Source organism: Streptomyces typhae (genome assembly GCF_009755605.1).
In the GTDB taxonomy this organism is placed as follows: Bacteria; Actinomycetota; Actinomycetes; order Streptomycetales; family Streptomycetaceae; genus Streptomyces; species Streptomyces typhae.
On record NZ_WPNZ01000007.1, the window covers coordinates 46,679 to 71,605 of the forward strand.

A 24,927-nucleotide genomic window follows, 5' to 3' on the forward strand; every position below is an offset into this window, starting at 1 on the left:
CGCTCACTTTCCCGAACCGAAGCCGAAACCGGAACCCGCGCCCTCGACCTTGGCGCGCAGCCGCTTGCCCTTCTCCGTCGCCTGGTCGTTCAGCTCCTGCTGGAACTCCCGCATCCGCGCGGCGAGTTCCTCGTCGTGCGCGGCCAGCATCCGGGTGGCGAGCAGGCCCGCGTTGCGCGCGCCGCCCACCGACACCGTGGCGACGGGCACGCCCGCGGGCATCTGCACGATGGACAGGAGGCTGTCCATGCCGTCGAGGTACTTCAGGGGTACGGGGACGCCGATCACCGGCAGCGTGGTGACCGAGGCGAGCATGCCGGGCAGGTGGGCGGCGCCGCCCGCGCCCGCGACGATCGCCTTCAGACCGCGGTCCGCGGCCTGCTCGCCGTACGCGATCATCTCGCGCGGCATGCGGTGCGCGGAGACCACGTCGACCTCGTAGGGCACCTCGAACTCGTCCAGGGCCTTGGCGGCGGCCTCCATCACGGGCCAGTCGGAGTCGGAGCCCATGACGATGCCGACCAGGGGCCCGGTCGCGGGAGAAGTCATTCGGTGATCGTCCCTCTGAGGTAGCCGGCCGCGTGACGGGCGCGCTCGAGCACGTCGTCAAGGTCGTCGCCGTAGGTGTTGACGTGACCGACCTTGCGGCCGGGCTTCACGTCCTTGCCGTACATGTGGATCTTCAGCTGCGGGTCACGGGCCATGCAGTGCAGGTACGCGCCGTACATGTCGGGGTAGTCGCCGCCCAGGACGTTCGCCATGACCGTCCACTTCGCGCGCGGGCGCGGGTCGCCGAGCGGCAGGTCGAGGACGGCGCGCACATGGTTGGCGAACTGGGAGGTGACCGCGCCGTCCTGGCTCCAGTGGCCGGAATTGTGCGGTCGCATGGCCAGCTCGTTGACCAGGACGCGGCCGTCGGCGGTCTCGAACAGCTCGACGGCGAGGTGCCCGACGACGTCCAGCTCCTTGGCGATGCGCAGGGCCAGCTCCTGGGCGTGGCCCGCGAGCTCCTCCGAGAGGCCGGGCGCGGGCGCGATCACCGTGTCGCAGACGCCGTCGACCTGGCGGGACTCCACGACCGGATACGCCACGGCCTGCCCGTGCGGGGAGCGGACGACGTTCGCCGCCAGCTCCCGTACGAAGGCGACCTTCTCCTCGGCGAGGACCGGCACCCCGGCGCGGAACGGCTCGGCGGCCTCCGCCGCGGAGCGCACCACCCACACGCCCTTGCCGTCGTACCCGCCGCGCACGGTCTTGAGGACGACGGGGAAGCCGTCACTGCCCGCGTCCGCGCCCGCCGCCGTCACCCCCTCGGCCGCGAAGGCGGCCACGTCGGCCGGGTCCGCCACGATCCGGTGGCGGGGGCAGGGCACCCCGAGCGCGTCGAGCCGCGCGCGCATCACCCCCTTGTCCTGGGCGTGCACCAGCGCGTCAGGCCCCGGGCGCACGGGGATGCCGTCCGCCTCCAGGGCCCGCAGATGCTCGGTGGGTACATGTTCGTGATCAAACGTGATCACGTCGCAGCCCCGCGCGAAGTCACGCAGCGTGTCCAGGTCGCGATAGTCGCCGATGACGACGTCGCCGACGACCTGCGCCGCGGAATCCTGCGGGGTGTCACTGAGGAGCTTGAACCTGATGCCGAGCGGGATGCCCGCCTCGTGTGTCATACGAGCGAGCTGCCCCCCGCCGACCATGCCGACTACCGGGAACGTCACACCCACAGGGTATCGGCCATCCGGAACGGACCCGGCGCCCCGCCCCGCCGCCGTTCCGTGCGGACACGGCGGAGCGGGACCGTGCACCGGTGTCACAGGGGCGCCACAGAGTTCCCGGCGCCCACGGGCGCCCACGGGGGCCGCTGGTTAGCATGGCTGGGTTGACGCGAGCGAAACGACGGATCCCGGGCAGCTACCGATACACATCGATTCACATCGATTCACCACACACCGCTCGATATCGATCATCGATCCCGTCGACGGGACCATACGAAATCGACGGGGGCTGGGGCGACCAACCATGACGGAACGCGGCGCACTGAGGGTGCGATTCGATCAAGTCGCGCGCGAAGTAGCCAAGTTCGGGGCCGTGGGGGCGGTCGGGACACTGGTGAACTTCGCCGTGTTCAACCTGGTCCGCCATGTCACGGACCTACAGGTGGTGCGGGCCAGCGTCATCGCCACGGCCGTCGCCATCTGCTGCAACTACCTGGGGTTCAGGTACTTCACCTACCGTGACCGCGACAAGAGCGGCCGCACCAAGGAGCTCACGCTCTTCCTGCTGTTCAGCCTGGTCGGCCTGGTGATCGAGAACGGCGTCCTGTACGTGGCGACGTACGGCTTCGACTGGGACAGCCGCCTCCAGTCCAACGTCTTCAAGTTCCTCGGCATGGCCATCGCCACGCTGTTCCGCTTCTGGTCCTACCGGACCTGGGTGTTCCGCGCGCTGCCCGCGCGGGAGACGGTGGCGCGTGCGGAATCGTTCCTGGACGGAGCCGAGGAACCCGGGGGCTCCGGGGGCTCCGGTGAGGGCTCCGTGCGCTCGGGGCGGGCGGCCTGAGGGAGGGCTGCTGCCGGGGCTGTGCGCTTGGGACTGCCGCAGTGGTCTCTGCTGCCGTGGTCTCTGCTGCCGTGGTCTAGCGGACCGTTTCCTCGTCCGCGCCGTCGTGGTCGCGGTCCCCGCCGTCCCGGTACGAGGGCGTACGTGACAGGAACAGGCCGAACACCGGGGGCTTCGCCTGGAGCATCTCCAGGCGGCCGCCGTCCGCCTCGGCCAGGTCCCGTGCCACCGCGAGGCCGATGCCCGTCGAGTTGCGGCCGGAGATGGCCCGCTCGAAGATCCGCGCCCCCAGGTCGGCGGGGACGCCGGGGCCGCTGTCGGTGACCTCGACGACGGCCTGGTTGCCGATGACGCGGGTGCGCAGGGCGACGGTGCCGCCGCCGTGCATGAGGGAGTTCTCGATCAGCGCGGCCAGGACCTGGGCGACCGCGCCCGGGGTCCCCACGGCGTGCAGATGCCGCTTGCCGGAGCTGACGATGGCACGGCCCGCGCTGCGGTAGGCCGGGCGCCACTCCTCCAGCTGCTGCTTGATCACCTCGTCCAGGTCGAAGGTGACCGCGGAGCCCGTGCTGGGGTCGCGGGAATTGGTGAGGAGCCGCTCGACGACGTCCGTGAGCCGCTCGACCTGTGTGAGCGCGACCGTGGCCTCCTCCTTCACGGTGTCCAGGTCCTCGGTGAGGGTGATCTCCTCCAGGCGCATGGACAGGGCCGTCAGGGGGGTGCGCAGCTGGTGGGAGGCGTCGGCGGCGAGGCGCCGCTCCGCGGTCAGCATCCGGGCGATGCGTTCGGCGCTGCCGTCCAGGACGTCGGCGACGCGGTCAAGCTCGGGGACGCCGTAGCGGCGGTGGCGGGGGCGCGGGTCGCCGGAGCCCAGGCGTTCGGCGGTCTCCGCGAGGTCGGTGAGGGGGGAGGCCAGACGGTTGGCCTGGCGTACGGCGAGCAGGACCGCCGCGACGATCGCGAGCAGGGCCACGCCGCCGATGATCAGGAGGGTGCGGCCGACCTCCTGGGTGACCGCGGTGCGCGGCTCCTCCACGGTGATCTTCTCGCCCTCGCCGCCGTCCCGGGTGGCGCGGATCACGTCGCCGCCGGGGCGGCTGCCGACCTCGATGGCGGGGCGGCCGGGGATCTCGATGCGGGCGTAGCGCTCGGTGTCGACCTGCTTGCGCAGTACGTCACCGCTGACGCGCTCGTCGCTGAGCAGCCTGCTGTCGACGATGCCGACCAGGCGGAGCGCCTCGGAGTCCACGCGTTCCTGGGCGCTGTTGCTGATCGTGCGGGTCTCGACGATCACCAGGGAGACGCCGAAGACGGCGATGACCACCAGGACTACGGCGAGGGTCGAGTTGATCAGGCGTCGGCGCATGTGCCCTCCGGGCGGGGTGTCGGACTCGACCAGTGTGCCCCCGGGCCGGGGTCCCGCACGCCCCGGCCGGCACCCGCCCCGCCGCTCCGCGGCAACATCCCCACCCGCCCGCCTGTGGCGGTCGGGCGGAGGGCGTCAGCTCTTCTCGAAGCGGAAACCCACACCCCGCACCGTGGCGATGTACCGAGGATTCGCGGCGTCGTCGCCGAGTTTCTTGCGCAGCCAGGAGATGTGCATGTCGAGGGTCTTGGTGGAGGACCACCAGGTGGTGTCCCAGACCTCGCGCATGAGCTGGTCCCGGGTCACGACGCGCCCCGCGTCGCGCACGAGGACCCGCAGGAGGTCGAACTCCTTGGCCGTGAGCTGGAGCTCCTCCTCCCCCATCCAGGCCCGGTGCGACTCCACGTCGATCCGCACCCCGTGCGTGGCGGGCGGCTGCGGCGGCTCCGAGGCGCCGCGCCGCAGCAGGGCCCGTACCCGGGCGAGCAGTTCGGCTAGGCGGAACGGCTTGGTCACATAGTCGTCGGCCCCGGCGTCGAGCCCGACCACCGTGTCCACCTCGTCGGCGCGGGCGGTCAGGATGAGGATCGGCACCGTGTGACCCTCCGCACGCAGCCGTCGGGCTACCTCCAGGCCGTCCATGCCGGGCAGGCCGAGGTCGAGCACGACGAGGTCCACGCTGCCCTGCAGTCCGGCGTCGAGGGCGGTGGGACCGTCCTCGCGCACTTCGACCTCGTAGCCCTCGCGGCGCAGTGCGCGGGCCAGCGGCTCCGAGATGGACGCGTCGTCCTCGGCGAGCAGTACACGGGTCATGAGGTGATGGTAGTCCGCACCGAACCAGCACAGGAGGCTGATCGCCGAGCGACCCACCGCCCTCGGCCACACCGGTCCCGCACCCGGGTCACACCCGACGCGCATCCGGGTCGCACCCGGGTCGCACCCGGGTCGCACCCGGGTCGCACCCGGGTCCCCGCCCGCCCCGCCGTCACCTCCACGTCACCGCCTCCCGGCGTTACGGGAACACGAACCCGGGTACCCAGGAGGTGCGATCCTCGGAATCACCGCGCGTACACCTTTGAATGTGCGAGATTGGTTCCAGCGTCACCTGTGATCCATCTCTCAAGTCCTTCCAAATCCCGCTCTGTCGTGGCGTATGGTGGCGAGACGCCTGTAGCACTACTCAAGGACCTTTGGCCCGCTATTGCGCGCCAAGGGTCTTTTCTGTGTGTCGGCCGGTGCTCGTTCACCGGCCTCGAAAGGAATGACCTGTGGTCGGGCCCCGCGCGCGAAGTTGCGTCCCGGGGTGTGGATCTCGGGGTCGTCGTCCCCGGTGCCCCACGGACCTCCGTGGCACCGCTCCCTCCTCAGGCGTGAGGGCCGGACGGCCGACACCGGTGCCGACCGCCCCCCACCGGGCGTGCCCGCGGCCCCCGCCGCCGGACGCGTCCCGAACCACGAGGATCGACCCATGGCGTCCAGCCTGACGAAGGACTCGGCCAGCACTCCTGGTTCCGAGAAGACCTTCTTCGGCCACCCCCGCGGCCTGGCCACTCTCTTCATGACCGAGATGTGGGAGCGCTTCAGCTTCTACGGCATGAAGGCCCTGCTCCCCCTGTATCTGGTCGCGCCCGGCGGCATGAACATGAATGCCGCGACCGCCACGGCGATCTTCTCGATCTACATGGCGATGGTGTACCTGCTCGCCATGCCGGGCGGCTGGTTCGCGGACCGCCTGTGGGGCCCGCGCAAGACGATCACGATCGCCGCACTGGTGATCATGGCAGGCCACGTGACGCTCGCCCTGCCCGGCAAGGGAGTCTTCTTCCTCGGCCTGGTCCTGGTGGCGATCGGCTCCGGCCTGCTGAAGGCCAACATCTCCACGATGGTCGGCCACCTCTACGACGGCCCGGACGACCCGCGCCGCGACGGTGGCTTCACGGTCTTCTACATCGGCATCAACCTCGGCGCCTTCTTCGCCCCGCTGGCCATCGGCACCGTCGGTGAGAAGGTCAACTGGCACCTGGGCTTCGCCCTCGCCGCGTTCGGCATGGCGCTCGGCCTGATCCAGTTCCTGCTCGGCGGCCGCCACCTGAGCGAGCGCAGCAACGTCGTCCCGAAGCCCGTGGACCGGCCGGAGCTGATGGGCCTGCTGCGCAAGGCCATGCTGTGGGTCATCGCCGCCGTGGTCTTCTACGGCGTCGCGATCGGCACCGGCGTCTACACCCTCAACTGGGCCATCGTCCCGATCACGGTCGCCGGTCTGGTCATCCCGATCTGGGTGCTCGCCCGCATCAAGCGGGACAAGGAGCTCGACCAGGTCGAGCAGTCCAGGATGACGGCCTACATCTGGTTCTTCGCAGCCGCCGCCGTCTTTTGGATGATCTACGACCAGGGCGCCTCCACCGTGGCCCTGTTCGGCAAGAACTCCACCGACACCTCGATCTTCGGCTTCGACTTCCCGGTCTCCTGGTACCAGTCGGTCAACCCGGTCCTGATCATGGCCCTGGCGCCGGTCGTCGCCGTCCTGTGGCTGGCGCTGAACCGCCGCGACAAGGAGCCGACCACGGTCGTGAAGTTCGCCGTGGGTCTGGTCATCACCGGTGCGTCCTTCTTCGTCTTCCTGATCCCGCTGGGCATGGCGAGCGGCGGCGAGAAGGTCGGCGCGTACTGGATGGTCGCGATCTACTTCATGCACACCGTCGGTGAGCTGTGCGTCTCCCCGGTCGGCCTGTCGGTCACCACGAAGATGGCGCCGGCGAAGTACGCCTCGCAGATGCTCGGTGTCTGGTTCCTCGCCGTCACCGCCGGTGACTGCACCACGGGCCTGCTGTCCATCGCGGGCGTCGACCTGAACAAGACCGGCGTGGTCGCGGCGGAGGCAGCCCTGGCCGTCTTCGCGGGCTTCGCGGTCTACATGTACCGCAAGAAGGTCAAGTCGCTCATGGGCGAGGTCAACTGACCCCCGCCCCCGCCTGACGCGTACGCCACGTACTCCTCGTACGCCACGTACTCCTCGTACGCCAAGTACGCCTTGTACGGACCGAGGGCCGCCGCACCACGAACGGTGCGGCGGCCCTCGGCGTTGCGGCGGGCACGGCGCCCGCGCCCGGCGTGACGTCAGGTGTCGCGGCTGTCACGGCGCCACCTCGGCCCCCGGCCCCCGAACCAGGGGAGCGACCGTGCGGGCGGCGCGGCGGGCGGGTCCGGTTCCTGCGGCAGGCGCGGCTTCGTCAGGGGCCGCTTCAGCCGGGACCGCTTCAGCCGGGACCGATTCGGCAGGGACCGATTCGGCAGGCGTACGGTCAGTGCGCGGACGCGGTCGGTGCGGTGGCGGCCCGGGGTGCGGCGGGCCCGGTCCCGGTCCGGGCGCAACCGGTCGACGATCACCATGCCGACGCGGAAGACGGCCGCGGGTACGACGACGCAGAGCAGCACCCAGAACAGCGTGACGCCCCAGGGTCGGCCCACGCCCCAGGGCTGCTCGGCGAGGACCTTCTCGCCGTACCGCAGCGAGACGAGGTAGTCGCCGTGTGCGCCCGCGGACAGCTCGACCGGCAGTTCGATCCGGGCCTTCCTGCCCGGCGCGATGGTGCCGCGCCACTGCTGTTCCTCCCACTGCGGGGCGAACACGCCGTGGGAGGCGCCCACTTGGAAGACCGGGTCCTTGACCGGGGTGGTGCCGACGTTGCCGACGGTGAAGGCGAGTCTGCGGGACGGCGGGGCGCCGAACCAGGTGAGGAGGCCGCTTGAACCGTCGAGCCGGGTGTCGGTCAGGACGGCGAGCCTGCTGCCCGTGCGCCGCGCGGGCAGCGGTTTCACGGGGTGCCCGGCGACCTCGAACTCCACGTCCGCGGCGGCCTTCGCGCCGGTCACCGTGGCGACGTGCACGACGCACGGGCACGGCTCCGGGGGTTCGGCGACGGGCAGCGCCTTGCGGAACGCGCCGTCGCCGTCGGCGGTGACGGCGCGCCCCTGGGAGTTGGCGCAGGAGTTGCTACCGCCAGGAACCCCGACGGCGGCCGTGGCCTGCCCGCAGACGAGCACCATCAGCAGGGCACCTGGCCGCCACCCCTTCCCCGTAACGGTGACGGAGCCGCCTGCTCCGGCTTGGCGGGTGGACAGGGTGAGGGTGGGCTTGCCGGCGGCGCGGGCGGCGGCGGGCGGCGTGAGGGCGCCGCCCGGGGATGCGGCGAAGGACCCGCCCCGAGGCGCGGCGGAGGGCCCGCCCGGGGGTGCGGCGGAGGCGGCGAGAGGTGTGGCGAGGGCGCCGCCGAGCAGGGCGACCAGGACCGCGAAGGCGAGGGCGGCTGCCAGGAAGGGGCCGCAGCGGCCTGCGCGCGGGCCCTGGGAGCGTGGACCCCAGACCTGTGAACCCCAAGCACATGAACCCCCAGCGGACAACCGGCACCCACATCCGCACACGCACACGCACCCGCAGTCGCACACGCACACCCCAACCGACCCACCCTTCACAGCTGACCTCCGCCCGCCGACGCCGACGTACCGCGACAACGCCTCCCGCGGTGAGGGCGGCTCACACGTCGGCCGTCAGCGGGGCCGCGCCGCCTGGTTCCGCCGGGTCAGCCAGAGCACGCCTGCCGCCCCCGCGAGCAGCACGGTGCCGCCGAGGGTGCCGAGGGCGATGGCGGAGTCCGCGGGCCCGGTCTGCGGCAGCTCGGCGCCGCCGCCACCGGAGCCCTGCGACCCGGCGGACGCGCCACCGGTTCCGGACCCGGTTCCGGTGCCGGAGTCGGACCCGGAACCCGAGTCGCCACCCGCCCCCTTGACGTCGAGCGTCAGGGACGGCTCGGGATTGTTCGCGGGCGTACACGTCGTGGTGGTGCCGAGCGCCTTGATGGTGAGCATTCCGGCCGTGAAGGTGACCTTCCCCGTCTTCTTCGGCGTGTACGTACCCGACAGGTCACTGATCTTGATGGGGGTGTTGGCCGGAATCGCCGCCGAGTTGGTGGGCCCGGAGACGGGAGCCGTTCCGCTCTCCGCGCCCCCGAGCTCGATCAGCGCGCTGGGCTTCATCGCACCCTTGCCGAGCTCGACGGGGCTGGAGGAGACGCCCTTCTGGAAGGACATGGTGAGCTTGTAGCCGCTGCCGCTCTTGACGCTCTTGATGTCGATCGGGGAGACCGCCCCCTTGTTGCCGATGGGCGTCTTGCACTCGTAGTCCACGTCCTGGACATCGGCCTGGGCGACGGGTGCGGCAAGGAGCAGAGCCGATCCGGCAAGGGCCGTGGCGAGGACGAGCGCGGCCGTCTGTTTCTGGTACGACACCTCGTTTTCCCCTCATGCCGTGGTGCGGGCGAGTCCGTGCCGCACATGCACTTTTACTGACGGCACATCAGATTGGGCGCTCAAGGTACGCCCGGGACCTTGGAGAGGGAAGACAAAGGACGCGCCGGATCCGTGGTGATCCGACGCGTGTGAGGTGGGTGGACCCTTCGACCGGGCGAGCACGGGGAAAGCCAAGCCTGTCCGGCGCTTGAGGGCGAGCGCGCAGCGAGAGCCTTGCCCACTCACGGTTGGGCACGGCGGAAATCAAGCCCGTCCGGCGCTTGAGGACGAGCGCGCAGCGCGATCGACGGCCCCACGCCCCCGGCGAGATGGAACCCCCGGCCGGAGAGGCCAAAGCGGCCAGGACCCCGGCCTAGCTGGGGGCGCCCAGTTCCGCCCAGACGGTCTTGCCCGCAGAATCGGACGTCCGTACGACACCCCAGTCGAGGCAGAGCCGCTGCACGATGAACATGCCGTGCCCGCCGGGCCGCCCCGCACGGTGCGGGGTTCGGGGGGCGGGCTGACCGGCGCCGCGGTCGGAGACCTCGACGCGCAGGACCTTCCCGTCACTGGAGAGCCACAGCTCGTCGGGGCCCTCCGCGTGCAGGCACGCGTTGGTGACCAGCTCGGAGACCACGAGCAGTACGTCCTCGGCGGCGGCGCGCCGGTCGGCACCCGACGCGGGCAGCCAGCCCCAGGCGTGCAGCGCCTCCCGGGTGAAGTCGCGTGAGAGCGGCACGACGCCGCTCTCCCCGTTCAGGCTCAGCCTGCGGACCTGACGGGCCCCGGACTCCGGGGCGGTCGCGGGCGCGGGAGCAGCGGCGACCGCGGCCTCCGGCTCCGGGCCACGATCGCCCGGCGAGCAAGGCCGGGTGGTGCTCATCAGCACTTCACCTCACCGACAAGAGGACTGGACAAAAGACGAGGGTGCGGGATCCCGGTGGGCCCCCGCCCACCGGCTGCCTCCTGGCCGCTTGCCGTTCCGACTTTTACTTTGCTGACTTTCTGGCTTACTGGCTTACTGGCCTACTGACGTACCGACTTGCTCACGTACTGCCGTACTGCCGAACCGACGTACCGACTCACTGCCGCACTCGCCGACCGACCACTGCCGCCACTGTTGCCGCTGCTGTTGCCTCTTCCGCTGCTGCTGCCGCGACCTGAACGCCGACAGATTCAGGGTGACTCCTGCCCGGCCGTTCCGTACGAACACCCATGGATTCGGCAGGAACCGTGTGACGCTGGTAACGCGTCGATCACACAGTGACAACTGACGCGTAACTCTTCGCGCCGCACGCGGGCCGCACACGGAGAGTCACCCGGCCTATTCGGCGAGTGCCGCTTCGAGCGTCTCGTGGACGGTGAAGACGGCGTCGGCGCCGGTGATCTCGAACACCCGGGCCACCACCGGCAGCATCCCGGCGAGATGAACTCCGCCTCCTGCGGCCTCGGCCTTGAGCCGTGCTCCGAGGAGCACATTCAGCCCCGTCGAGTCACAGAACTCCAGGCGCGAGCAGTCGACTACGAGCCGTGTGAAGCCGTCGTCGACGCAGGCCTCCAGCGGCTCGCGCAACAAATCGGCGGTGTGGTGATCCAACTCACCCGCCGGAGTCACGACGGCACTGCGGCCCTCTTTCCGGACTTCGACCAGAAGCCGGCCCCTATGTGCGCTGCCGACCGTCCCGCGGTCCATGCCGTCACTCTCTTCCCGACAAGTCGTGGGCTGTTCCTTGCGCGCTGTGAGGCGCGATGACGCCCCTGAACACTACGCCTTCCCTACGCCCAGGGGTACCCGAACATCCCCCCGAATTCGGACATTTCGGAACGGAACGCACTTGCGACTCCGACGCGGAAGCGGGTAGGGGTAGAAGAGACACCAATCGACACGGACGGCCATGGAGGCGCCGCACACCGCAGTGCACGTAGTGGCATCGGCAGCCATATGCCGAGAACGATGGAGGAGACCATGTCACCCCGGCTCGACGAATCGCATACTGACCAGGCGACGTCGACACCCCCGCCGCACCGCACCGAGACCGAGACCACAGTGGCCCCTGCGACCACGGTGATCCCGGCGCCCTCGGTCCCCGCCGACGAAGCCGTGCCGACCACGCAGGCCGACCCCCTGTTCGCCGGCGCCGGCGAGCTGCACGAGAGCCTGACCGGGCTCCCCGAGATCCCCCCTTACGACGAGGTGGGGCCGCTGGACGCGCGGGCCCTGTCGAAGACGCTCTTCGAACGGCTCGAGTCCCTCGAAGAGGGCACGCACGAGCACGCGTACGTCCGCAACACCCTCGTCGAACTCAACCTGGCCCTGGTCAAGTTCGCCGCCTCCCGGTTCCGCTCCCGCAGCGAGCCGATGGAGGACATCATCCAGGTCGGCACCATCGGCCTGATCAAAGCGATCGACCGGTTCGAACTCAGCCGCGGCGTCGAGTTCCCCACCTTCGCGATGCCGACGATCGTCGGCGAGATCAAGCGCTTCTTCCGCGACACGTCGTGGTCGGTGCGGGTGCCGCGCCGACTCCAGGAGCTCCGTCTCGACCTCGCGAAGGCGGGCGACGAGCTCGCCCAGCAGTTCGACCGCGCGCCGACAGTGGCCGAACTCGCCGAACGCCTCGGCATCACGAACGACGAGGTCGTCGAGGGCATGGCGGCGTCCAACGCCTACACCGCCAGCTCGCTGGACGCCCAGCCGGAGGAGGACGACTCCGAGGGCGCCCTCGCCGACCGCATCGGTTACGAGGACCACGGCCTGGAGGGCATCGAGTACGTCGAGTCCCTCAAGCCGCTGATCGCCGAGCTGCCGCCCCGGGACCGCAAGATCCTTTCGCTGCGCTTCGTCGCCAACATGACGCAGTCGGAGATAGGCGAGGAGCTCGGCATCTCGCAGATGCACGTGTCCCGCCTGCTGTCGCGCACCCTCGTACGCCTGCGCAAGGGCCTGACCCTGGAGGAGTAGGCCGACCACCGCGCCCGCGTTCCGCCCTTGTTCCTGTTCCTGTTCTTCGGGTGCCCAGACGCTCCGCGCGCAAACGACCGGAACGGTGCCGCATGCCGGAGACCGCCCGCCCGCAGCGGGTCGGCCCCCGACATGCGGCACCGCCGTCTCCTCCGTCTCCCCCAGTGCCGTACGACGACTCGTTAGCCTCGGACGATGATTACTTGCGTGGTCGAGTACGTGATCGACCCGGCGAAGACCGAGTCGTTCGAGCGTTTCGGGCGCCGCTGGATGGAGCTGGTGGACCGGCACGGCGGCACCCACCACGGGTACTTCCTCCCGGCGGAGGGCGCGAGCGACAAGGCGCTGGCCCTGTTCAGCTTCCCGAGCCTCGCCGCGTACGAGGAGTACAGGACGCTGTTCGGCAAGGACGCCGAGTTCATCGAGGCGGACCGGATCAGGGACGAGAGCGGGTGCGTGCTGCGCTACGAGCGCACGTTCATGCGCCCCCTGCTGCCTGGAACTCCCCCGTCAGCCCCGGCGGCCCCGACAGCCCCCTCTGACTAACCCTCAAGCTCGCACCACACCGTCTTGCTGTCGGCGCCCTGCTCCACGCCCCACCGCAGCGAGACGGCATCGACGAGAGCGAGCCCGCGCCCCGCCTCCTCGTCACGACCCGCTTCCCGGAGCACCGGCCAGACCCGCGGATCGGGGTCGGTGACGGCGACCCGGGTCCGCCCACCGCCCGCCCGAGTGAGGCGGACGGTGACGGGGGTCCCCTCCCCCAGGTGCCGGATCACGTTGCTGAGCAGCTCGGTGACGCAGAGCTGTACGTCGGGACGACCGCCCAGGCTCCGGCGCAGTTCGGGGACCGCTTTGGGTACGGCGAGGAGGGCCACCTCAAAGGTGGGGTACGAGTCCTGGTCGTGCATGGGGGTACGCCTTCTTCCGTGCGCTCTGTGACGTTCTGGTTCCACAGTGACGCTCGGGTGACGTAGCGTGACAGGGGTTCGGGTTCCACAGTGCGAAGCGTGGAAGGCGGTCACCACCTGTGGCAGCGCGCAAGGACATCGACGGTTCGGCGAGCGTTCCCGCCTTTTACGGCAAGGAGCTGCGCTGGAAGCGGGAGGCGGCGGGCCGCACGCTTCAGGAGACGGTGGAGGGGAGCTACTTCGGGGCGACATACCTCAGCGAAATCGAGCGGGGGCAGCGGCGCATCCCGCTGGAACTGGCCCGCCACGTGGACCGGCTCCTCGCGACTGACGGATTCTTCGAGCGGCGCTGCGCGGACGTACACAAGGCACGAAGGGTCAAGCACGCCGAGTACTTCGCCCACGTCGTGGAGCTGGAAGCGCGAGCGAAGGAGATCGAGGAGTGGAACCCCACCCTGATCCCGGGGCCCCTCCAACTGGAGCCGTACATCCGTGCAGTTGTTCATGCCGCATACCCTCGTGAGGCCGAAGAAACGGTCAAGGCGAAGGTCGAAGACCGGCGGGAGCGGGCATGGCTCTTCGAAGACGCGAAGGGGCCCGAGTGCTGGCTCGTGATGCACGAGTCGATCCTGCGGCAACCGATCATCGGCAATGCCGAGATGGCGGAGCAGCTCGCCCATATCGTCACCGTCATCGAACGGCGGCGCGTCATTCCACAGATCCTTCCGTGGAATGGGCAGGCGCACCCCTTCATGATGGGCGCGACCTGGCTCATGACCTTCGATGATTCCCCGCCGCTCATGTACACGGAGGGCATGTACAGCGGACAGGTCATCGACGAACCGGAACTCGTAGCGCAGTACACGAGCGCGTACGGTCGACTCAGAGCTGCGGCACTGCCGCCGGAGGACTCACTGAGGATGATCAAGAAAGCAGCGGAGGAATACGAGAATGGCATGTACGAGCGCTGACTTGGCCCTGCTCATCTGGCACAAGAGCAGCTACAGCAACGGCTCCGAGGGACTCTGCCTGGAGGTCGCCACCGGCCTCCCCGGCACCGTCCCCGTCCGGGACTCCAAGGCCCCGGACGGCCCCGCCCTGCTCGTCAACGCGACCGCGTGGGCACCCTTCATCGCCGCCGTCGCGGCAGGCGACCTGACCCTCTGAGAGAGGCACCCCGTGCTTCTGGACGGTGACAACTGGCGTCGCCTCTTCGACGCCTCCGAGCGGGAAGCGTGGCGCTTCGAGGCGCAGCCCACGTACACCATGCCCAAGGAGCGGGAGAACGTGGCCCGCTTCCTGCGGGGCGAGGCCAAGCCCGCCGAGCACAACGCACGTTGGCACGAGCGGGTGCGGGGGTACGTCGAGTCCGGCAGACGCATCGGCCGCGTCCGTGTCGTACGCCAGCCGCTCACTGACTACCAGCGGTACCAGTTCGCGTGGGGCATCCCGGGGAACATCGCGGCCGGGGAGGACATCCGCGTCCTGGACGTGACGCGGGACGACCACGGCCTGCCGCTCACCGGACGTGACTGGTGGATGTTCGACGAATCCCGCATCGCACACCTGAACTTCCGGCCGGACGGGACACAGATCAACCGCGAGGCGTACGAGGGCGATCCGGCACGCTACGTGACGTGGAAGCGCGTGGCTCTGGCGCACGCGGTGCCTTTCGAAGAGTACGCGGCAGACCTGGACGCCTGACCCGGTAGTTGCATGCCCCACAAAACACCCTTGAGGAGGTGGCCTGTGGCCCTGCACGGCACCCGCCCCGTACTGCTCGACGGCGACGCCTGGCAGGCGTACCTGCACGGCTTCGAGCGCTCCGCCTTCCGGCTCGAAGTGCACCAGACGTACACCATGCCCACCGAGACCGAGACGGTCCGTGGCTTCCTCGCCGGAGCCAGGAAGCCCGACGGATTCAACGCGTCATGGCACCGGACGATCAGGGACCACGCTGCCCGGGGCCGGACGATGACGCGCGCCAAGGTCGTGCGCCGACCTCTCACGCCGTACAGCAGATACCTGTTCGAGTGGTGCATCCCCGGAAATGTGGAGGCCGGGGAGAACTATCACATCGTGGAGCTGGGCGATCGACCGAACCCCGGACTGCCCGAACAGGATTTCTGGCTGTTCGACGAATCGACGGTCGTCCACCTCAATTACCGCCCTGACGGGACACAGATCAATCGTGAGCTGATCCAGGAACCGGACATGGACACGTATCTGGCGTGGCGGGATCTCGCCTTGCAAAACGCCACGCCCTTCAGAGCCTGAGGACAGTCTAGGCAGTTTCCCGTTCTCTCAACTCTGCCACCTTGACCCCTTGCCTCAGGGTCGCAAGGATCGAACAGGGAACGGGGCGAAGCCCCTACCGCCAACCTGAGCCAGGGGGTCAGCCGGTGAAACTCAAACAGCTTGCGAGCGAGTGCGACGAGGGGCCTTGTCCGACCGTTTGGGAGATCGACGGCACGGAGAACGTCCTGGTGCAGGGCTTCAAGGTGGACGACACGCAAGCACTGGCCACCATGCAGCTGCCGGTCGACGAAACCGCCGTCCGCATCCCTATGTCACTGATTCTGAAGGTGGCCCGTGAACATCTCGCCTGAGGAATTCGGAAAGCTCTTCTCGGGGTTTCGGCGCGAGGCCTTCCGGCTCGAAACCCTGGACGACTACAGCAAGTCGGGCGGGGTCGACGCCTACCGCGCGTTCTTGGCCGGCAGGCCACAGCCGGAAGAGTACAAGGCGGCCGGCTGGGTCACGACCGTACGGGACGCCACACAGGCCGGCAAGCGCATGTACCGCGTGCACATCCTGGCCCGCCCCTTGAGTGATTACCTGCGCTTCGAACTCGGATGGGGCTACGTCCGGAACCAGGAAGCCGGGGAAGAATTCTTCATTCTCGATACCACCGACCGGTCGAACCCACTGGCGGGTGTGCCGGACTTCTGGGCCTTCGATGAACGCTCGGTCGTGACCATGCAGTACGGCAACGGCGGAGAGTTCTTGGGCGCGGAGCTGATCCCCGAGGAACAGGCGCAGGAGTGGCTGAAGCTCCGAGACGTAGCCCTGGGTAGCGCTGTCCCTTTCCGCGGCTGGTGGGAGCGGCACAAGCCGCGGAGGACTAGCGAATTGTGAATGTGCGACGAGCAGACAGTCGCTCACTGCAGAGAAACAGAAGGAACCGGCGGAGACCCTCTGGGGGCCCCGCCGCGCTGCCGGGTCCTTCCCACGCTCATCGACGCATTGTTCCCGCGCAGTGCTGGGGATAGCGCGTGTGCTTGACCGAGAGCTGCGCGGACGTGAGAGCGGGCACAGCCATATCACCCGTGATCAGCACGTCATGATGTGCCCAGCTGGCGAGGCCGGCTCGGCGGCCGCCACCCTGTAGCTGCCACTTCTCGTCAGGCATCTTCACGACGAGGTCGGCCCCCACGATGACGGCACGTGTTGCCTGAGTCACGATCCAACGCGCTTTCTCGATGTCCTGTGCCGACAAGCGGCAACATCGATCCGCCATCTGCCAAAGGGTTTGCCATGGGACGCCCCGCGTCACCGGGCCGATGTAGGCGATCTGCTGATTCTCTACAAGCTTCGACGCATAGCCGAACGCAGGGCCGAACAGTCTGAAGACTGCGACTCGTCCCTGCCCTCCGTGGGCAGCTTCCGGCATGAGACTCTCCTATGGAGCCGACGGCGCCCGCAACTGCGGGCCCGGGGCACTGTCGAGCGATCGGCTAGCAGCAAGGGCCGTCGCCACAGCAGGTCGGTTCGTTGCACGCGGCGGACATCTGCCACAGCCGCCGGTCCACCTCGAATCCAGCCTTTTCGATGTGGTCCACGACCGAGACCATCAGGCCCCGAGTGCGCACCTTCGAGTTGGGCCTGTGATGCAGGAAGCGCCCGAAGTTCACACGGCACCATTCGGTGTACTCGACGCTGTGCAGCATGAAGGTGTGCCAGGCGGGATCGACTTCCTTGGACGGAGCGAGAATGCCTTCCGTGCGGGTCGTCCCCATGGTCCACAGGAACGCCAGACCCTGATCCATGATCCGGTCCGCCATGCTTCGCTCGTATCCGTATTCATCGGCGCAAAAATCCACCAAGCGCCGGAACAGATCCTGCGGAACAAGGTCCCGCCCGTGCCGTGTACCGACCGGGTGCCTCAGAGCGTAAGTCACGATGCTCCTTCTCTTCTGCGAATTCGGAGGGAGAGACATGTAGAGCATCGGGCCGCGTCGTCACGGGGCTCAACGAGTGTGCCGGAACTTGCCAATGATCACCCGAGCGCGTCAGTCGCCTTACTGATGAGCGCATGTGCGGCAGGACCGTACACAGCCATCCCCGCCAGCATGGCGAACGTCTCGGCGTACAGAGCGATCTCGTGCGGCTGGACGACGGTCAGGTGCGCCGAGACCAGTTCGACGTTTGCCTGTGCGTCGTCGAAGAGGAAGAACCCCTCGACGGGCCACAGAGCGGAGCGGTCGGCGTCGAGCGGAATGATTCCGAGGCTGACCGACGGCAGTGTGGAGACAGAGAGAAGATGCCGGAGCTGACCGGACATGGTCTCGGAGCCACCGATACGGTACTTGAGCGCCGCCTCTTCCAGGATCACCGAGAAACGGTGGTTACCCTCGTACACGATGTGCTGCTTGGCGACTCGGACGAGCACGGCTTCGTCCACGTCGTCGACGAGCCGCCGCCGGTCACGGATCGAGGACAGCAGCGCTCTGATGTACGCCTCTGTCTGCAGGGGACCTGGGACGAGCCACGAGGAATAGATGCGGTACCGAAGAGTGCGCTCCCAGATCGGGATCACTGATTCCTGAACCCGTCGAAGCCCAGAGCGTTCGATGCGACGCCATTCGACATACATGCCTTCGATGCCACGTGCGGTGGCGATCAGATCCTCAGCGAGTTGTGCTGCTCCGCAATGGCGCGTGTAGGCACGGATGTCTTCGAATGATGGAGTCCTGGAACCATTCTCGAGCCGCGAACACTTGGATTCGTGCCAGCCCGTAAGCACGGCGAGCGCCCGCGCGGAGAGTCCGGAGTCCTTCCGGATCTCGCGCAGGCGCCGTCCGAACGCAACACGCGCCTCCTGAACCGAGGAGGATGGCGTAGACATCGGGGATCAGCCTGTCCTGCCGGTCACACCAATCGGTACTGGTTGTGCGGCACCGTCTTCTCCCACACCGACTCGAAGGCCGCCGCGAGGAAGGACACGAGCTGCGTGTCCTCGGTGTACTCGTGCTCCAACGAGTCGCCGTCCCCGTCGAAGTGGTTGATCAGCGCGACCCGCCGGTCGAAGACCCAGAAATCGTTGCCCGGCAGGGCCAGAGAGGTCGCCTGCCGTCGCGGCAGCCAGCCGACTTCCTCCCCGGCCGCGATGTTGAGTCCCTCGGTGACCGAGTGCTCGAAGCGGATGTAGTCCGAGACCGGTTCGGAGACGATGCGCGCACGTCGTACGACGACGCCCCGGCCGGTGGCCTCCTGCACAGTGTTGAGCCAGTCGCTCCAACGTTCGACGGGTTCGATGGTCTTGCCCGCGCTCCAGTCGATGAACGCCGGGTCCGATCGCATGTAGCCGTCACGCGTCTCCAAGTGGACTGCTGCCTCTTGGCTGTGCTGGAACAGCTCGTCAAACGTCGGAGTCTTCGCCACGCTGCACCTCCAGGAAGAACCGCACCATCCGCCGCGGGATCTCGACGACCGTTTCGTGGTCGGGCAGCTCCATCACGGACAGACGCTCCGCGTCACCGACCTTCAGTCCTTGGACGAGGTAGGTGTCCTTGACGTCGTCGAGGTAGATCGTTGGAGACCCCCCGCTGGGGCTCTCGGGATCCTTGCCGAGCTTGCGCAGGGCCATGGTGTCCTCCTCGGTCAGAACCGACGATCTGTGTGCCCAACCGTGCACCGGTCCGCCCCTTCGGCACATCGAACTTGCCGAAACTTGCCCGCAGGTCCGCCCGACCACGCGGGGAGCGGTCCTCGTATCTCACCGGTTCACGCGGACACCCCGGCGCCACACCTCCGACACCAGCGGCACCCCCGGCCGGTACGCCAGATGCACATGGCTCGGCGCGTCCAGGAGGGCCAGGTCCGCGCGGGCGCCAGGGCCGAGGCGGCCCACGTCCGTGCGGCGCAGGGCCGCCGCGCCGCCCGCCGTCGCCGACCAGAGGGCTTCGTCCGGGGTCATGCCCATGTCGCGTACGGCGAGGGCGATGCAGAACGGGACCGAGGACGTGAAGGACGAGCCCGGGTTGCAGTCCGTGGACAGGGCCACCGTCGCGCCCGCGTCCAGGAGGCGGCGGGCGTCCGGCCACTCGGCGCGGGTGGAGAACTCCGCGCCCGGGAGGAGCGTTGCCACCGTGTCGCTGTTCGCGAGGGCGTCGACGTCCGCGTCGGTGAGGTGCGTGCAGTGGTCGGCCGACGCCGCGTCCAGTTCCACGGCCAGTTGGACGCCGGGGCCGTACGAGAGCTGGTTGGCGTGCACCCGGGGGTGCAGGCCCTTCGCCTTGCCCGCCGTCAGGATCGCCCGCGCCTGGTCGCCGTCGAAGGCCCCCTTCTCGCAGAACACGTCCACCCAGCGGGCGTGCGGCGCGCACGCCTCCAGCATCTCGCCGGTGACGAGGTCCACGTACGCCGCCGGGTCGTCGGCGAAGTCCGGGGACACGATGTGGGCGCCGAGGAACGTCACCTCGTCGGTGTGGCGGGCCGCGATGCGCAGGGCGCGGGCCTCGTCCCGCGTCGTCAGGCCGTAGCCCGACTTCGTCTCGAAGGTGGTGGTGCCCTGGCGCAGGGCCTCCCTGAGGTAGCGGGTGACATTCGCTTCGAGTTCTGCGTCCGTCGCCGCGCGCGTCGCCGCGACCGTGGTGCGGATGCCTCCCGCCTCGTACGGGCGGCCCTCCATGCGGGCGTTGAACTCCTTCGTGCGGTCGCCCGCGAAGAGCAGGTGGCTGTGGGAGTCCACGAAGCCCGGGACGGCCGCGCGGCCCGCCGCGTCGTACGTCTCGTCCGCCGCCGGGGCCTTGGCCGTCGGGCCCGCCCAGGCGACTGTCTCGCCCTCCAGGACGAGGGCCGCGTTCTCGACGATGCCGAGGGGGCCCTCTCCGAGGGCGGGGTCGTTGGTGACCAGGGTGGCGATGTTCGTGATGGCGGTCGTGGTGGTGGTCATCGTCCTGTCCGGGGGGGTGGGTGGGGGTGCGGGCCGGGGGCCTTGCCGGGGGCTCCCCAATCCCGCCCCTTCCCGAAACCAGGGGGCTCCGCCCCCTGGACCCCCGTATCGGCGCTTCGCGCCTCGTCCTCAAACGCCGGACGGGCTGAACACGTGCCGGTGAGTTCCAGCCCCTCCGGCGTTTGAGGAGCGGGGTCTGGGGCGGAGCCCCAGTTTCGGAGAAGGGGCGGGCCTGGGGCGCCCCGCGAGGGCAGCAGCAGGTCAGCGCAACGCCGCCACCGCCTCCCCCAGCGCCGCCCCCACATCCCCGATCACCGCGTGCGCCCCGTCGCGTACGACATGGCGGCCGCCGACCACGGTGTCCCGGACATCCGCGGCCGAGGCGGCGAAGACGGCCACCTCCGCGCCGAGCCGGGGCACCGCGCCCGCCGTGCGGACGGAGTCGAGGGCGATGGTGGTGAAGTCGGCGAGGGCGCCGGGTTCGAGGGTGCCGGCGTCGGGCCAGCCGAGGGCGGCGTGGCCGTCGGGGGAGGCGGCGCGCAGGAGGGCAGCGGCCGTCCAGTGGCCCCGGGTGTGGGACCGCAGGCGCTCGTCGAGCTCCATGGCGCGGGCCTCTTCGAAGAGGTCGATCACGGCGTGGCTGTCGCTGCCCAGGGAGAGCGGGCTGCCCGCGCGCTGGAGGGCGGGGGCCGGGCCGATGCCGTCGGCCAGGTCCCGTTCCGTGGTCGGGCACATGCAGGTGCCGGTGCCGGAGCCGCCGATGAGGGCGATGTCCTCGTCGGTGAGGTGCGTGGCGTGCACGGCGGTCGTGCGCGGGCCGAGGACGCCGTGGTCGGCGAGGAGCCGGGTGGGCGTGCGGCCGTGGGCGGCGACGCAGGCCTCGTTCTCCGCCTTCTGCTCGGAGAGGTGGACGTGCAGCGGCGCGCCGCGTACGGCGGCCCACTCGGCGACGGTCGGCAGCTGCCGTGCGGGGACGGCCCGTACGGAGTGGACCGCCGCGCCGACGCGGGCGTGGTCACGGTCCTTCAGCAGTGCGGCACGCTCGGCCCACGCCTCCGCCGTGCCGTCGGAGAAGCGGAGCTGGTGGCGGTTGGGGGCCACGCCCCGCGAGGCGTCGATGAGGCCCGCGGCCACGTACGCCGTGTCGAGGAGCGTAATGCGGATGCCCGCATCGGCCGCGGCGGCGATCAGCGCCTCGCCCATCGCGTTCGGGTCGGCGTAGGGGGTGCCGCCGGGCGCGTGGTGGAGGTAGTGGAACTCTCCCACTGCCGTGATCCCGGCCAGCGCCATCTCCGCGTACACCGCCCGTGCGAGCGCGTGGTACGTCTCCGGGGTGAGGCGGTCGGCCATGGAGTACATGACCTCCCGCCACGTCCAGAACGTGCCGCTGCCGACCTGGACGGTGGAGCGCAGCGCCCGGTGGAAGGCGTGCGAGTGGGCGTTGGCGAGGCCCGGCAGGGTCAGGCCGCGCAGGACGGTGGCGCCCGGGGGCGGGGACTCGACTCCCCTCCGGACGGCGACGATCCGGCCGTCCGCGCCGACGTCCAGGGCCACCCCGGGCTCGACGGTCGGGTCCAGCCAGGCGTGCTCCAGCCAGAACGTGGCCTTCGGCAGTTGCCGCGCCAGCGGCGCCTGCTGCGGCTCCTTCGGCTGCTGCGGCTGCGGCTGCTGCGTCATCGGCACGCCAGACCTTCCAGTACGTCCGCCAGTGCGCGCACCCCGGCCAGGCAGTCGTCCTCGTCCGCGTGCTCGGCGGGCGAGTGCGAGACGCCTGTGGGGTTGCGTACGAACAGCATGGCGGTCGGGATCGACTCGGACAAAATACCCGCGTCGTGTCCCGCGCCCGTGCCGAGCACCGGGAGCGTGCCGCCGGTGCGCTCCCGCAGGATCTCGCCCATCTCGTCGCGCAGCGCGTGCTGGAACTCGACGACCGGGGTGAAGGACTCCCGGACGACGTCGAGGTCGATGCCGTGGGCCTCCGCGTACTCGCGGGCCGCCTTCTCGATCGCCGTCACCACCGTGTCCAGGGTGTCCTGGTCGGCCGCGCGGGAGTCCAGCCAGCCGCGGACCAGGGACGGGATGGCGTTGACGCCGTTCGGCTCGACGGCGATCTTGCCGAACGTGGCGAGCGCGCCCGCGAGTTCGGCCTCACGGCGGGCGGCGAGCACCGTCTCGGCGTACGACAGCATCGGGTCCCTGCGGTCCACCAGACGGGTGGTGCCCGCGTGGTTGGCCTCGCCGCGGAAGTCGAAGCGCCAGCGGCCGTGCGGCCAGATGGCGCTGGCGATGCCCACCGGATCGCCGGACAGGTCGAGGGCCCGGCCCTGTTCCACGTGCAGTTCGACGAACGCGCCGACGCGGGCGAGGCGTTCGGGGTCGGGGCCGATGGCCTCCGGGTCGTACCCGGCCCGCTCCATGGCCTGCGGGAGGGTGACGCCGTCCGCGTCCCGCAGCTCGTACGCCGCCTCGCGGGTCAGCCTGCCCGCGGTGAGGCGGGAGCCCACGCAGGCCAGGCCGAAGCGGGCGCCCTCCTCGTCGCCGAAGTTGGTGAGGGCCAGGGGGCGGGTGAACTCCGCTCCCCTGGCGCGGAGTTCGTCGAGCGCCGCGAACGACGACACCACGCCCAGGGGGCCGTCGAACGCGCCGCCGTCGGGTACGGAGTCCAGGTGCGAGCCGGTGACGACGGCGTCCCCGGCGGCCGGGTCGCCGAGCCACGCCCACTGGTTGCCGTTGCGGTCCGTCTCGTACGTCAGGCCGCGGGCCTCCGCCTGCTCCTGGAACCAGGTCCGGCAGTCGGCGTCCGCGCCCGTCCAGGCGTAGCGGCGGTAGCCGCCGGTGTCGGCGTTCCGCCCGATGGGGCGCAGGTCGTGCCACATCTTTGTGAAGGAGGAAGGGTGCGTCGGCGACTGCCGCGCCGCCGTGGCCGGGCGCGCGGTTCCCCGCGTCCCGTCGGGGCGCTTCACTCGCCCTCCCGCATCGGGACGCGCACGCCCCGCTCGGCGGCGACCGCGTCCGCCGACTCGTACCCGGCGTCGACGTGCCGGACGACCCCCATCCCGGGGTCGTTCGTGAGCACGCGCCGCACCTTCTCGCCCGCGAGCTTCGTGCCGTCGGCCACCGACACCTGGCCCGCGTGGATCGAGCGGCCCATGCCGACGCCGCCGCCGTGGTGCAGGGACACCCACGAGGCGCCCGAGGCGACGTTCACCATGGCGTTGAGCAGGGGCCAGTCGGCGATCGCGTCGGAGCCGTCGAGCATGGCCTCGGTCTCGCGGTACGGAGAGGCGACGGAGCCGCAGTCCAGGTGGTCGCGGCCGATGGCGAGGGGGGCCTGGAGCTCGCCGGAGGCCACCATGTCGTTGAAGCGCTCGCCCGCGCGGTCGCGCTCGCCGTAGCCGAGCCAGCAGATGCGGGCGGGCAGGCCCTGGAAGTGGACGCGCTCCCCGGCCATCTTGATCCAGCGGGCCAGGGACTCGTTCTCCGGGAAGAGGTCGAGGATCGCCTTGTCCGTCTTGTGGATGTCGGAGGCCTCACCGGACAGGGCCGCCCAGCGGAAGGGGCCCTTGCCCTCGCAGAACAGGGGGCGGATGTAGGCGGGGACGAAGCCGGGGAACGCGAAGGCCCGGTCGTATCCGGCCAGTTGCGCCTCGCCGCGGATGGAGTTGCCGTAGTCGAAGACCTCGGCGCCCGCGTCCATGAAGCCGACCATGGCCTCGACGTGCGTGGCCATGGACTCGCGGGCGCGGGTGGTGAAGCCCGCCGGGTCCTTGGCCGCGTACGCGGCCATGTCGTCGAAGTCGACGCCCGACGGCAGATACGCCAGCGGGTCGTGGGCGGAGGTCTGGTCCGTCACGATGTCGATCGGGGCGCCCTCGGCGAGCATCCGCGGAAGGAGGTCGGCGGCGTTGCCGAGCAGGCCGATGGAGAGCGGGCGGCGGGCGTCACGGGCCTCGACGGCGAGCTGGAGGGCGTGCTCCAGGGAGTCGGCCCGCACGTCCAGGTACTTGTGCTCGATGCGGCGCTCGATGGCGCGCGGGTCGACGTCGATACAGATCGCGACGCCGTCGTTCATCGTCACGGCGAGGGGCTGGGCGCCGCCCATGCCGCCGAGCCCGGCGGTGAGGGTGATCGTGCCCGCCAGCGTGCCGCCGAACTTCTTCGCGGCCACCGCCGCGAAGGTCTCGTAGGTGCCCTGGAGGATGCCCTGGGTGCCGATGTAGATCCAGGAGCCCGCGGTCATCTGGCCGTACATGGTGAGGCCGAGCGCCTCCAGGCGGCGGAACTCCTCCCAGTTCGCCCAGTCGCCGACCAGGTTGGAGTTGGCGATGAGCACGCGCGGCGCCCACTCGTGGGTCTGCATGACGCCCACGGGGCGGCCGGACTGGACGAGCATCGTCTCGTCCTGCTTGAGCGTCCTCAGGGTGCGCACCATCGCGTCGAAGGAGCGCCAGTCGCGGGCCGCCTTGCCCGTGCCGCCGTAGACGACGAGTTTGTCGGGGTGCTCGGCGACCTCCGGGTCGAGGTTGTTCTGGAGCATGCGCAGGGCCGCTTCCTGCTGCCATCCCAGGGCGCTCAGTTCGGTGCCGCGCGGGGCCCTTACGGGGCGGGGTCCTGACATGGGGTGCCTCCTCGCACGCTGTCCTGCTGTGGCAGTTCGCCACTGTGACCT

At 70.0% G+C, this 24,927-nt stretch carries 28 protein-coding genes; 10 read left to right on the forward strand and 18 right to left on the reverse strand.

All coding sequences use genetic code 11. The features are described from left to right. Positions 1-3: 3 nt before the first annotated feature. Positions 4-549, reverse strand: coding sequence for a 5-(carboxyamino)imidazole ribonucleotide mutase (purE, locus tag GPA10_RS14155; RefSeq protein ID WP_157165856.1), 546 nt, complete (start codon positions 547-549; stop codon positions 4-6). After that, entirely contained in the window at positions 546-1,715 is a 1,170-nt protein-coding gene (locus GPA10_RS14160) for a 5-(carboxyamino)imidazole ribonucleotide synthase (RefSeq protein ID WP_343040817.1), read from the reverse strand. Before GPA10_RS14160 ends, purE begins: the two co-directional genes overlap by 4 nt. A 301-nt stretch (positions 1,716-2,016) precedes the next feature. On the opposite strand from GPA10_RS14160, the gene GPA10_RS14165 reads away from it, so the two are divergent. Continuing rightward, complete coding sequence (locus GPA10_RS14165; RefSeq protein WP_157165857.1) at positions 2,017-2,556, forward strand: GtrA family protein; 540 nt, start codon at positions 2,017-2,019, stop codon at positions 2,554-2,556. Positions 2,557-2,632: 76 nt separating this feature from the next. On the opposite strand, the gene GPA10_RS14170 is transcribed toward GPA10_RS14165, so the two are convergent. After that, positions 2,633-3,922 carry an ATP-binding protein gene (locus GPA10_RS14170; RefSeq protein ID WP_157165858.1) on the reverse strand — a complete coding sequence of 430 codons (1,290 nt, stop codon included), beginning with the start codon at positions 3,920-3,922 and terminating at the stop codon, positions 2,633-2,635. Positions 3,923-4,057: 135 nt separating this feature from the next. After that, positions 4,058-4,735, reverse strand: coding sequence for a response regulator transcription factor (locus GPA10_RS14175; RefSeq protein ID WP_058846390.1), 678 nt, complete (start codon positions 4,733-4,735; stop codon positions 4,058-4,060). Between the two features lie 655 nt (positions 4,736-5,390). Between GPA10_RS14175 and GPA10_RS14180 the strand changes: the two genes are divergently transcribed. Continuing rightward, complete coding sequence (locus GPA10_RS14180; protein ID WP_157165859.1) at positions 5,391-6,881, forward strand: peptide MFS transporter; 1,491 nt, start codon at positions 5,391-5,393, stop codon at positions 6,879-6,881. 158 nt (positions 6,882-7,039) lie between these two features. On the opposite strand, the gene GPA10_RS14185 is transcribed toward GPA10_RS14180, so the two are convergent. The 4 genes from GPA10_RS14185 to GPA10_RS14200 form a co-directional block, all read right to left on the reverse strand. Continuing rightward, positions 7,040-8,200 (reverse strand): hypothetical protein, encoded by a 1,161-nt coding sequence (locus GPA10_RS14185; protein WP_425505750.1) that lies wholly within the window; start codon positions 8,198-8,200, stop codon positions 7,040-7,042. 270 nt (positions 8,201-8,470) lie between these two features. Continuing rightward, on the reverse strand, positions 8,471-9,208 hold the full coding sequence (locus GPA10_RS14190; RefSeq protein ID WP_343040818.1) for an LPXTG cell wall anchor domain-containing protein: 738 nt from the start codon (positions 9,206-9,208) through the stop codon (positions 8,471-8,473). A gap of 373 nt (positions 9,209-9,581) precedes the next feature. After that, positions 9,582-10,091 (reverse strand): ATP-binding protein, encoded by a 510-nt coding sequence (locus tag GPA10_RS14195; protein WP_058846392.1) that lies wholly within the window; start codon positions 10,089-10,091, stop codon positions 9,582-9,584. 441 nt (positions 10,092-10,532) lie between these two features. After that, positions 10,533-10,901: an STAS domain-containing protein gene (locus GPA10_RS14200; protein WP_058845965.1), complete on the reverse strand. Its 369-nt coding sequence runs from the start codon at positions 10,899-10,901 to the stop codon at positions 10,533-10,535. 261 nt (positions 10,902-11,162) lie between these two features. Between GPA10_RS14200 and GPA10_RS14205 the strand changes: the two genes are divergently transcribed. Both GPA10_RS14205 and GPA10_RS14210 read left to right on the forward strand, forming a co-directional pair. Next, positions 11,163-12,170 carry an RNA polymerase sigma factor SigF gene (locus GPA10_RS14205; RefSeq protein ID WP_157165860.1) on the forward strand — a complete coding sequence of 336 codons (1,008 nt, stop codon included), beginning with the start codon at positions 11,163-11,165 and terminating at the stop codon, positions 12,168-12,170. A 195-nt stretch (positions 12,171-12,365) separates the two neighbouring features. Further along, positions 12,366-12,716, forward strand: coding sequence for an NIPSNAP family protein (locus GPA10_RS14210; RefSeq protein ID WP_058845967.1), 351 nt, complete (start codon positions 12,366-12,368; stop codon positions 12,714-12,716). Here the strand turns inward: GPA10_RS14210 and GPA10_RS14215 are convergent. Next, the gene (locus GPA10_RS14215; RefSeq protein WP_157165861.1) at positions 12,713-13,081 is read right to left on the reverse strand and encodes an ATP-binding protein; all 369 of its coding nucleotides are present in this window, start codon (positions 13,079-13,081) and stop codon (positions 12,713-12,715) included. The two genes, GPA10_RS14210 and GPA10_RS14215, sit on opposite strands and share 4 nt — an antisense overlap. A gap of 119 nt (positions 13,082-13,200) precedes the next feature. Here GPA10_RS14215 and GPA10_RS14220 point away from each other — a divergent pair, with 119 nt between their 5' ends. From GPA10_RS14220 to GPA10_RS14245, 6 genes are all read left to right on the forward strand, one after another. Further along, positions 13,201-14,052, forward strand: a complete 852-nt coding sequence (locus GPA10_RS14220; RefSeq protein WP_343040820.1) for a helix-turn-helix domain-containing protein — start codon at positions 13,201-13,203, stop codon at positions 14,050-14,052. After that, positions 14,033-14,248: a DUF397 domain-containing protein gene (locus GPA10_RS14225; protein ID WP_157165862.1), complete on the forward strand. Its 216-nt coding sequence runs from the start codon at positions 14,033-14,035 to the stop codon at positions 14,246-14,248. Before GPA10_RS14220 ends, GPA10_RS14225 begins: the two co-directional genes overlap by 20 nt. A gap of 12 nt (positions 14,249-14,260) precedes the next feature. Next, the gene (locus GPA10_RS14230; RefSeq protein ID WP_343040821.1) at positions 14,261-14,785 is read left to right on the forward strand and encodes a DUF6879 family protein; all 525 of its coding nucleotides are present in this window, start codon (positions 14,261-14,263) and stop codon (positions 14,783-14,785) included. Between the two features lie 45 nt (positions 14,786-14,830). Then, complete coding sequence (locus GPA10_RS14235; protein ID WP_343040822.1) at positions 14,831-15,358, forward strand: DUF6879 family protein; 528 nt, start codon at positions 14,831-14,833, stop codon at positions 15,356-15,358. Between the two features lie 125 nt (positions 15,359-15,483). Then, a complete protein-coding gene (locus tag GPA10_RS14240) occupies positions 15,484-15,690 on the forward strand; it encodes a hypothetical protein (protein WP_198351604.1) in 207 nt (68 codons plus the stop codon). Continuing rightward, positions 15,674-16,219, forward strand: coding sequence for a DUF6879 family protein (locus tag GPA10_RS14245; protein ID WP_343040823.1), 546 nt, complete (start codon positions 15,674-15,676; stop codon positions 16,217-16,219). Before GPA10_RS14240 ends, GPA10_RS14245 begins: the two co-directional genes overlap by 17 nt. A gap of 97 nt (positions 16,220-16,316) precedes the next feature. Here the strand turns inward: GPA10_RS14245 and GPA10_RS14250 are convergent, their stop codons facing one another. The 9 genes from GPA10_RS14250 to hutU form a co-directional block, all read right to left on the reverse strand. After that, complete coding sequence (locus GPA10_RS14250) at positions 16,317-16,754, reverse strand: hypothetical protein (RefSeq protein WP_157165864.1); 438 nt, start codon at positions 16,752-16,754, stop codon at positions 16,317-16,319. 64 nt (positions 16,755-16,818) lie between these two features. Continuing rightward, positions 16,819-17,262: a glycine-rich domain-containing protein gene (locus tag GPA10_RS14255; RefSeq protein WP_063803451.1), complete on the reverse strand. Its 444-nt coding sequence runs from the start codon at positions 17,260-17,262 to the stop codon at positions 16,819-16,821. A 98-nt stretch (positions 17,263-17,360) separates the two neighbouring features. Next, on the reverse strand, positions 17,361-18,209 hold the full coding sequence (locus GPA10_RS14260) for a helix-turn-helix domain-containing protein (RefSeq protein WP_157165865.1): 849 nt from the start codon (positions 18,207-18,209) through the stop codon (positions 17,361-17,363). Between the two features lie 23 nt (positions 18,210-18,232). Next, the gene (locus GPA10_RS14265) at positions 18,233-18,745 is read right to left on the reverse strand and encodes a DUF6879 family protein (RefSeq protein WP_343040824.1); all 513 of its coding nucleotides are present in this window, start codon (positions 18,743-18,745) and stop codon (positions 18,233-18,235) included. Beyond that, positions 18,723-18,950, reverse strand: a complete 228-nt coding sequence (locus GPA10_RS14270) for a hypothetical protein (RefSeq protein ID WP_058845976.1) — start codon at positions 18,948-18,950, stop codon at positions 18,723-18,725. The genes GPA10_RS14265 and GPA10_RS14270 overlap by 23 nt, the downstream gene beginning before the upstream one ends. 129 nt (positions 18,951-19,079) lie before the next feature. Further along, complete coding sequence (gene hutI, locus GPA10_RS14275; RefSeq protein ID WP_157165866.1) at positions 19,080-20,258, reverse strand: imidazolonepropionase; 1,179 nt, start codon at positions 20,256-20,258, stop codon at positions 19,080-19,082. A 261-nt stretch (positions 20,259-20,519) separates the two neighbouring features. Beyond that, positions 20,520-21,935: a formimidoylglutamate deiminase gene (locus GPA10_RS14280; protein ID WP_198351605.1), complete on the reverse strand. Its 1,416-nt coding sequence runs from the start codon at positions 21,933-21,935 to the stop codon at positions 20,520-20,522. Then, the gene (locus GPA10_RS14285) at positions 21,932-23,134 is read right to left on the reverse strand and encodes an allantoate amidohydrolase (protein WP_157165867.1); all 1,203 of its coding nucleotides are present in this window, start codon (positions 23,132-23,134) and stop codon (positions 21,932-21,934) included. Before GPA10_RS14285 ends, GPA10_RS14280 begins: the two co-directional genes overlap by 4 nt. Positions 23,135-23,217: 83 nt before the next feature. Continuing rightward, positions 23,218-24,876 (reverse strand): urocanate hydratase, encoded by a 1,659-nt coding sequence (gene hutU, locus GPA10_RS14290; RefSeq protein WP_157165868.1) that lies wholly within the window; start codon positions 24,874-24,876, stop codon positions 23,218-23,220. Between the last annotated feature and the right edge of the window lie 51 nt (positions 24,877-24,927).

What these genes read in the sequence shown, in the direction of transcription:
- purE (WP_157165856.1), bottom strand. Translation starts at nt 549, where the DNA reads ATGACTTCTCCCGCGACCGGGCCCCTGGTCGGCATCGTCATGGGCTCC.
- GPA10_RS14165 (WP_157165857.1), top strand. Translation starts at nt 2,017, where the DNA reads ATGACGGAACGCGGCGCACTGAGGGTGCGATTCGATCAAGTCGCGCGC.
- GPA10_RS14170 (WP_157165858.1), bottom strand. Translation starts at nt 3,922, where the DNA reads ATGCGCCGACGCCTGATCAACTCGACCCTCGCCGTAGTCCTGGTGGTC.
- GPA10_RS14175 (WP_058846390.1), bottom strand. Translation starts at nt 4,735, where the DNA reads ATGACCCGTGTACTGCTCGCCGAGGACGACGCGTCCATCTCGGAGCCG.
- GPA10_RS14180 (WP_157165859.1), top strand. Translation starts at nt 5,391, where the DNA reads ATGGCGTCCAGCCTGACGAAGGACTCGGCCAGCACTCCTGGTTCCGAG.
- GPA10_RS14195 (WP_058846392.1), bottom strand. Translation starts at nt 10,091, where the DNA reads ATGAGCACCACCCGGCCTTGCTCGCCGGGCGATCGTGGCCCGGAGCCG.
- GPA10_RS14200 (WP_058845965.1), bottom strand. Translation starts at nt 10,901, where the DNA reads ATGGACCGCGGGACGGTCGGCAGCGCACATAGGGGCCGGCTTCTGGTC.
- GPA10_RS14205 (WP_157165860.1), top strand. Translation starts at nt 11,163, where the DNA reads ATGGAGGAGACCATGTCACCCCGGCTCGACGAATCGCATACTGACCAG.
- GPA10_RS14210 (WP_058845967.1), top strand. Translation starts at nt 12,366, where the DNA reads ATGATTACTTGCGTGGTCGAGTACGTGATCGACCCGGCGAAGACCGAG.
- GPA10_RS14215 (WP_157165861.1), bottom strand. Translation starts at nt 13,081, where the DNA reads ATGCACGACCAGGACTCGTACCCCACCTTTGAGGTGGCCCTCCTCGCC.
- GPA10_RS14225 (WP_157165862.1), top strand. Translation starts at nt 14,033, where the DNA reads ATGGCATGTACGAGCGCTGACTTGGCCCTGCTCATCTGGCACAAGAGC.
- GPA10_RS14250 (WP_157165864.1), bottom strand. Translation starts at nt 16,754, where the DNA reads ATGCCGGAAGCTGCCCACGGAGGGCAGGGACGAGTCGCAGTCTTCAGA.
- GPA10_RS14260 (WP_157165865.1), bottom strand. Translation starts at nt 18,209, where the DNA reads ATGTCTACGCCATCCTCCTCGGTTCAGGAGGCGCGTGTTGCGTTCGGA.
- GPA10_RS14270 (WP_058845976.1), bottom strand. Translation starts at nt 18,950, where the DNA reads ATGGCCCTGCGCAAGCTCGGCAAGGATCCCGAGAGCCCCAGCGGGGGG.
- hutI (WP_157165866.1), bottom strand. Translation starts at nt 20,258, where the DNA reads ATGACCACCACCACGACCGCCATCACGAACATCGCCACCCTGGTCACC.
- GPA10_RS14280 (WP_198351605.1), bottom strand. Translation starts at nt 21,935, where the DNA reads ATGACGCAGCAGCCGCAGCCGCAGCAGCCGAAGGAGCCGCAGCAGGCG.
- GPA10_RS14285 (WP_157165867.1), bottom strand. Translation starts at nt 23,134, where the DNA reads ATGTGGCACGACCTGCGCCCCATCGGGCGGAACGCCGACACCGGCGGC.
- hutU (WP_157165868.1), bottom strand. Translation starts at nt 24,876, where the DNA reads ATGTCAGGACCCCGCCCCGTAAGGGCCCCGCGCGGCACCGAACTGAGC.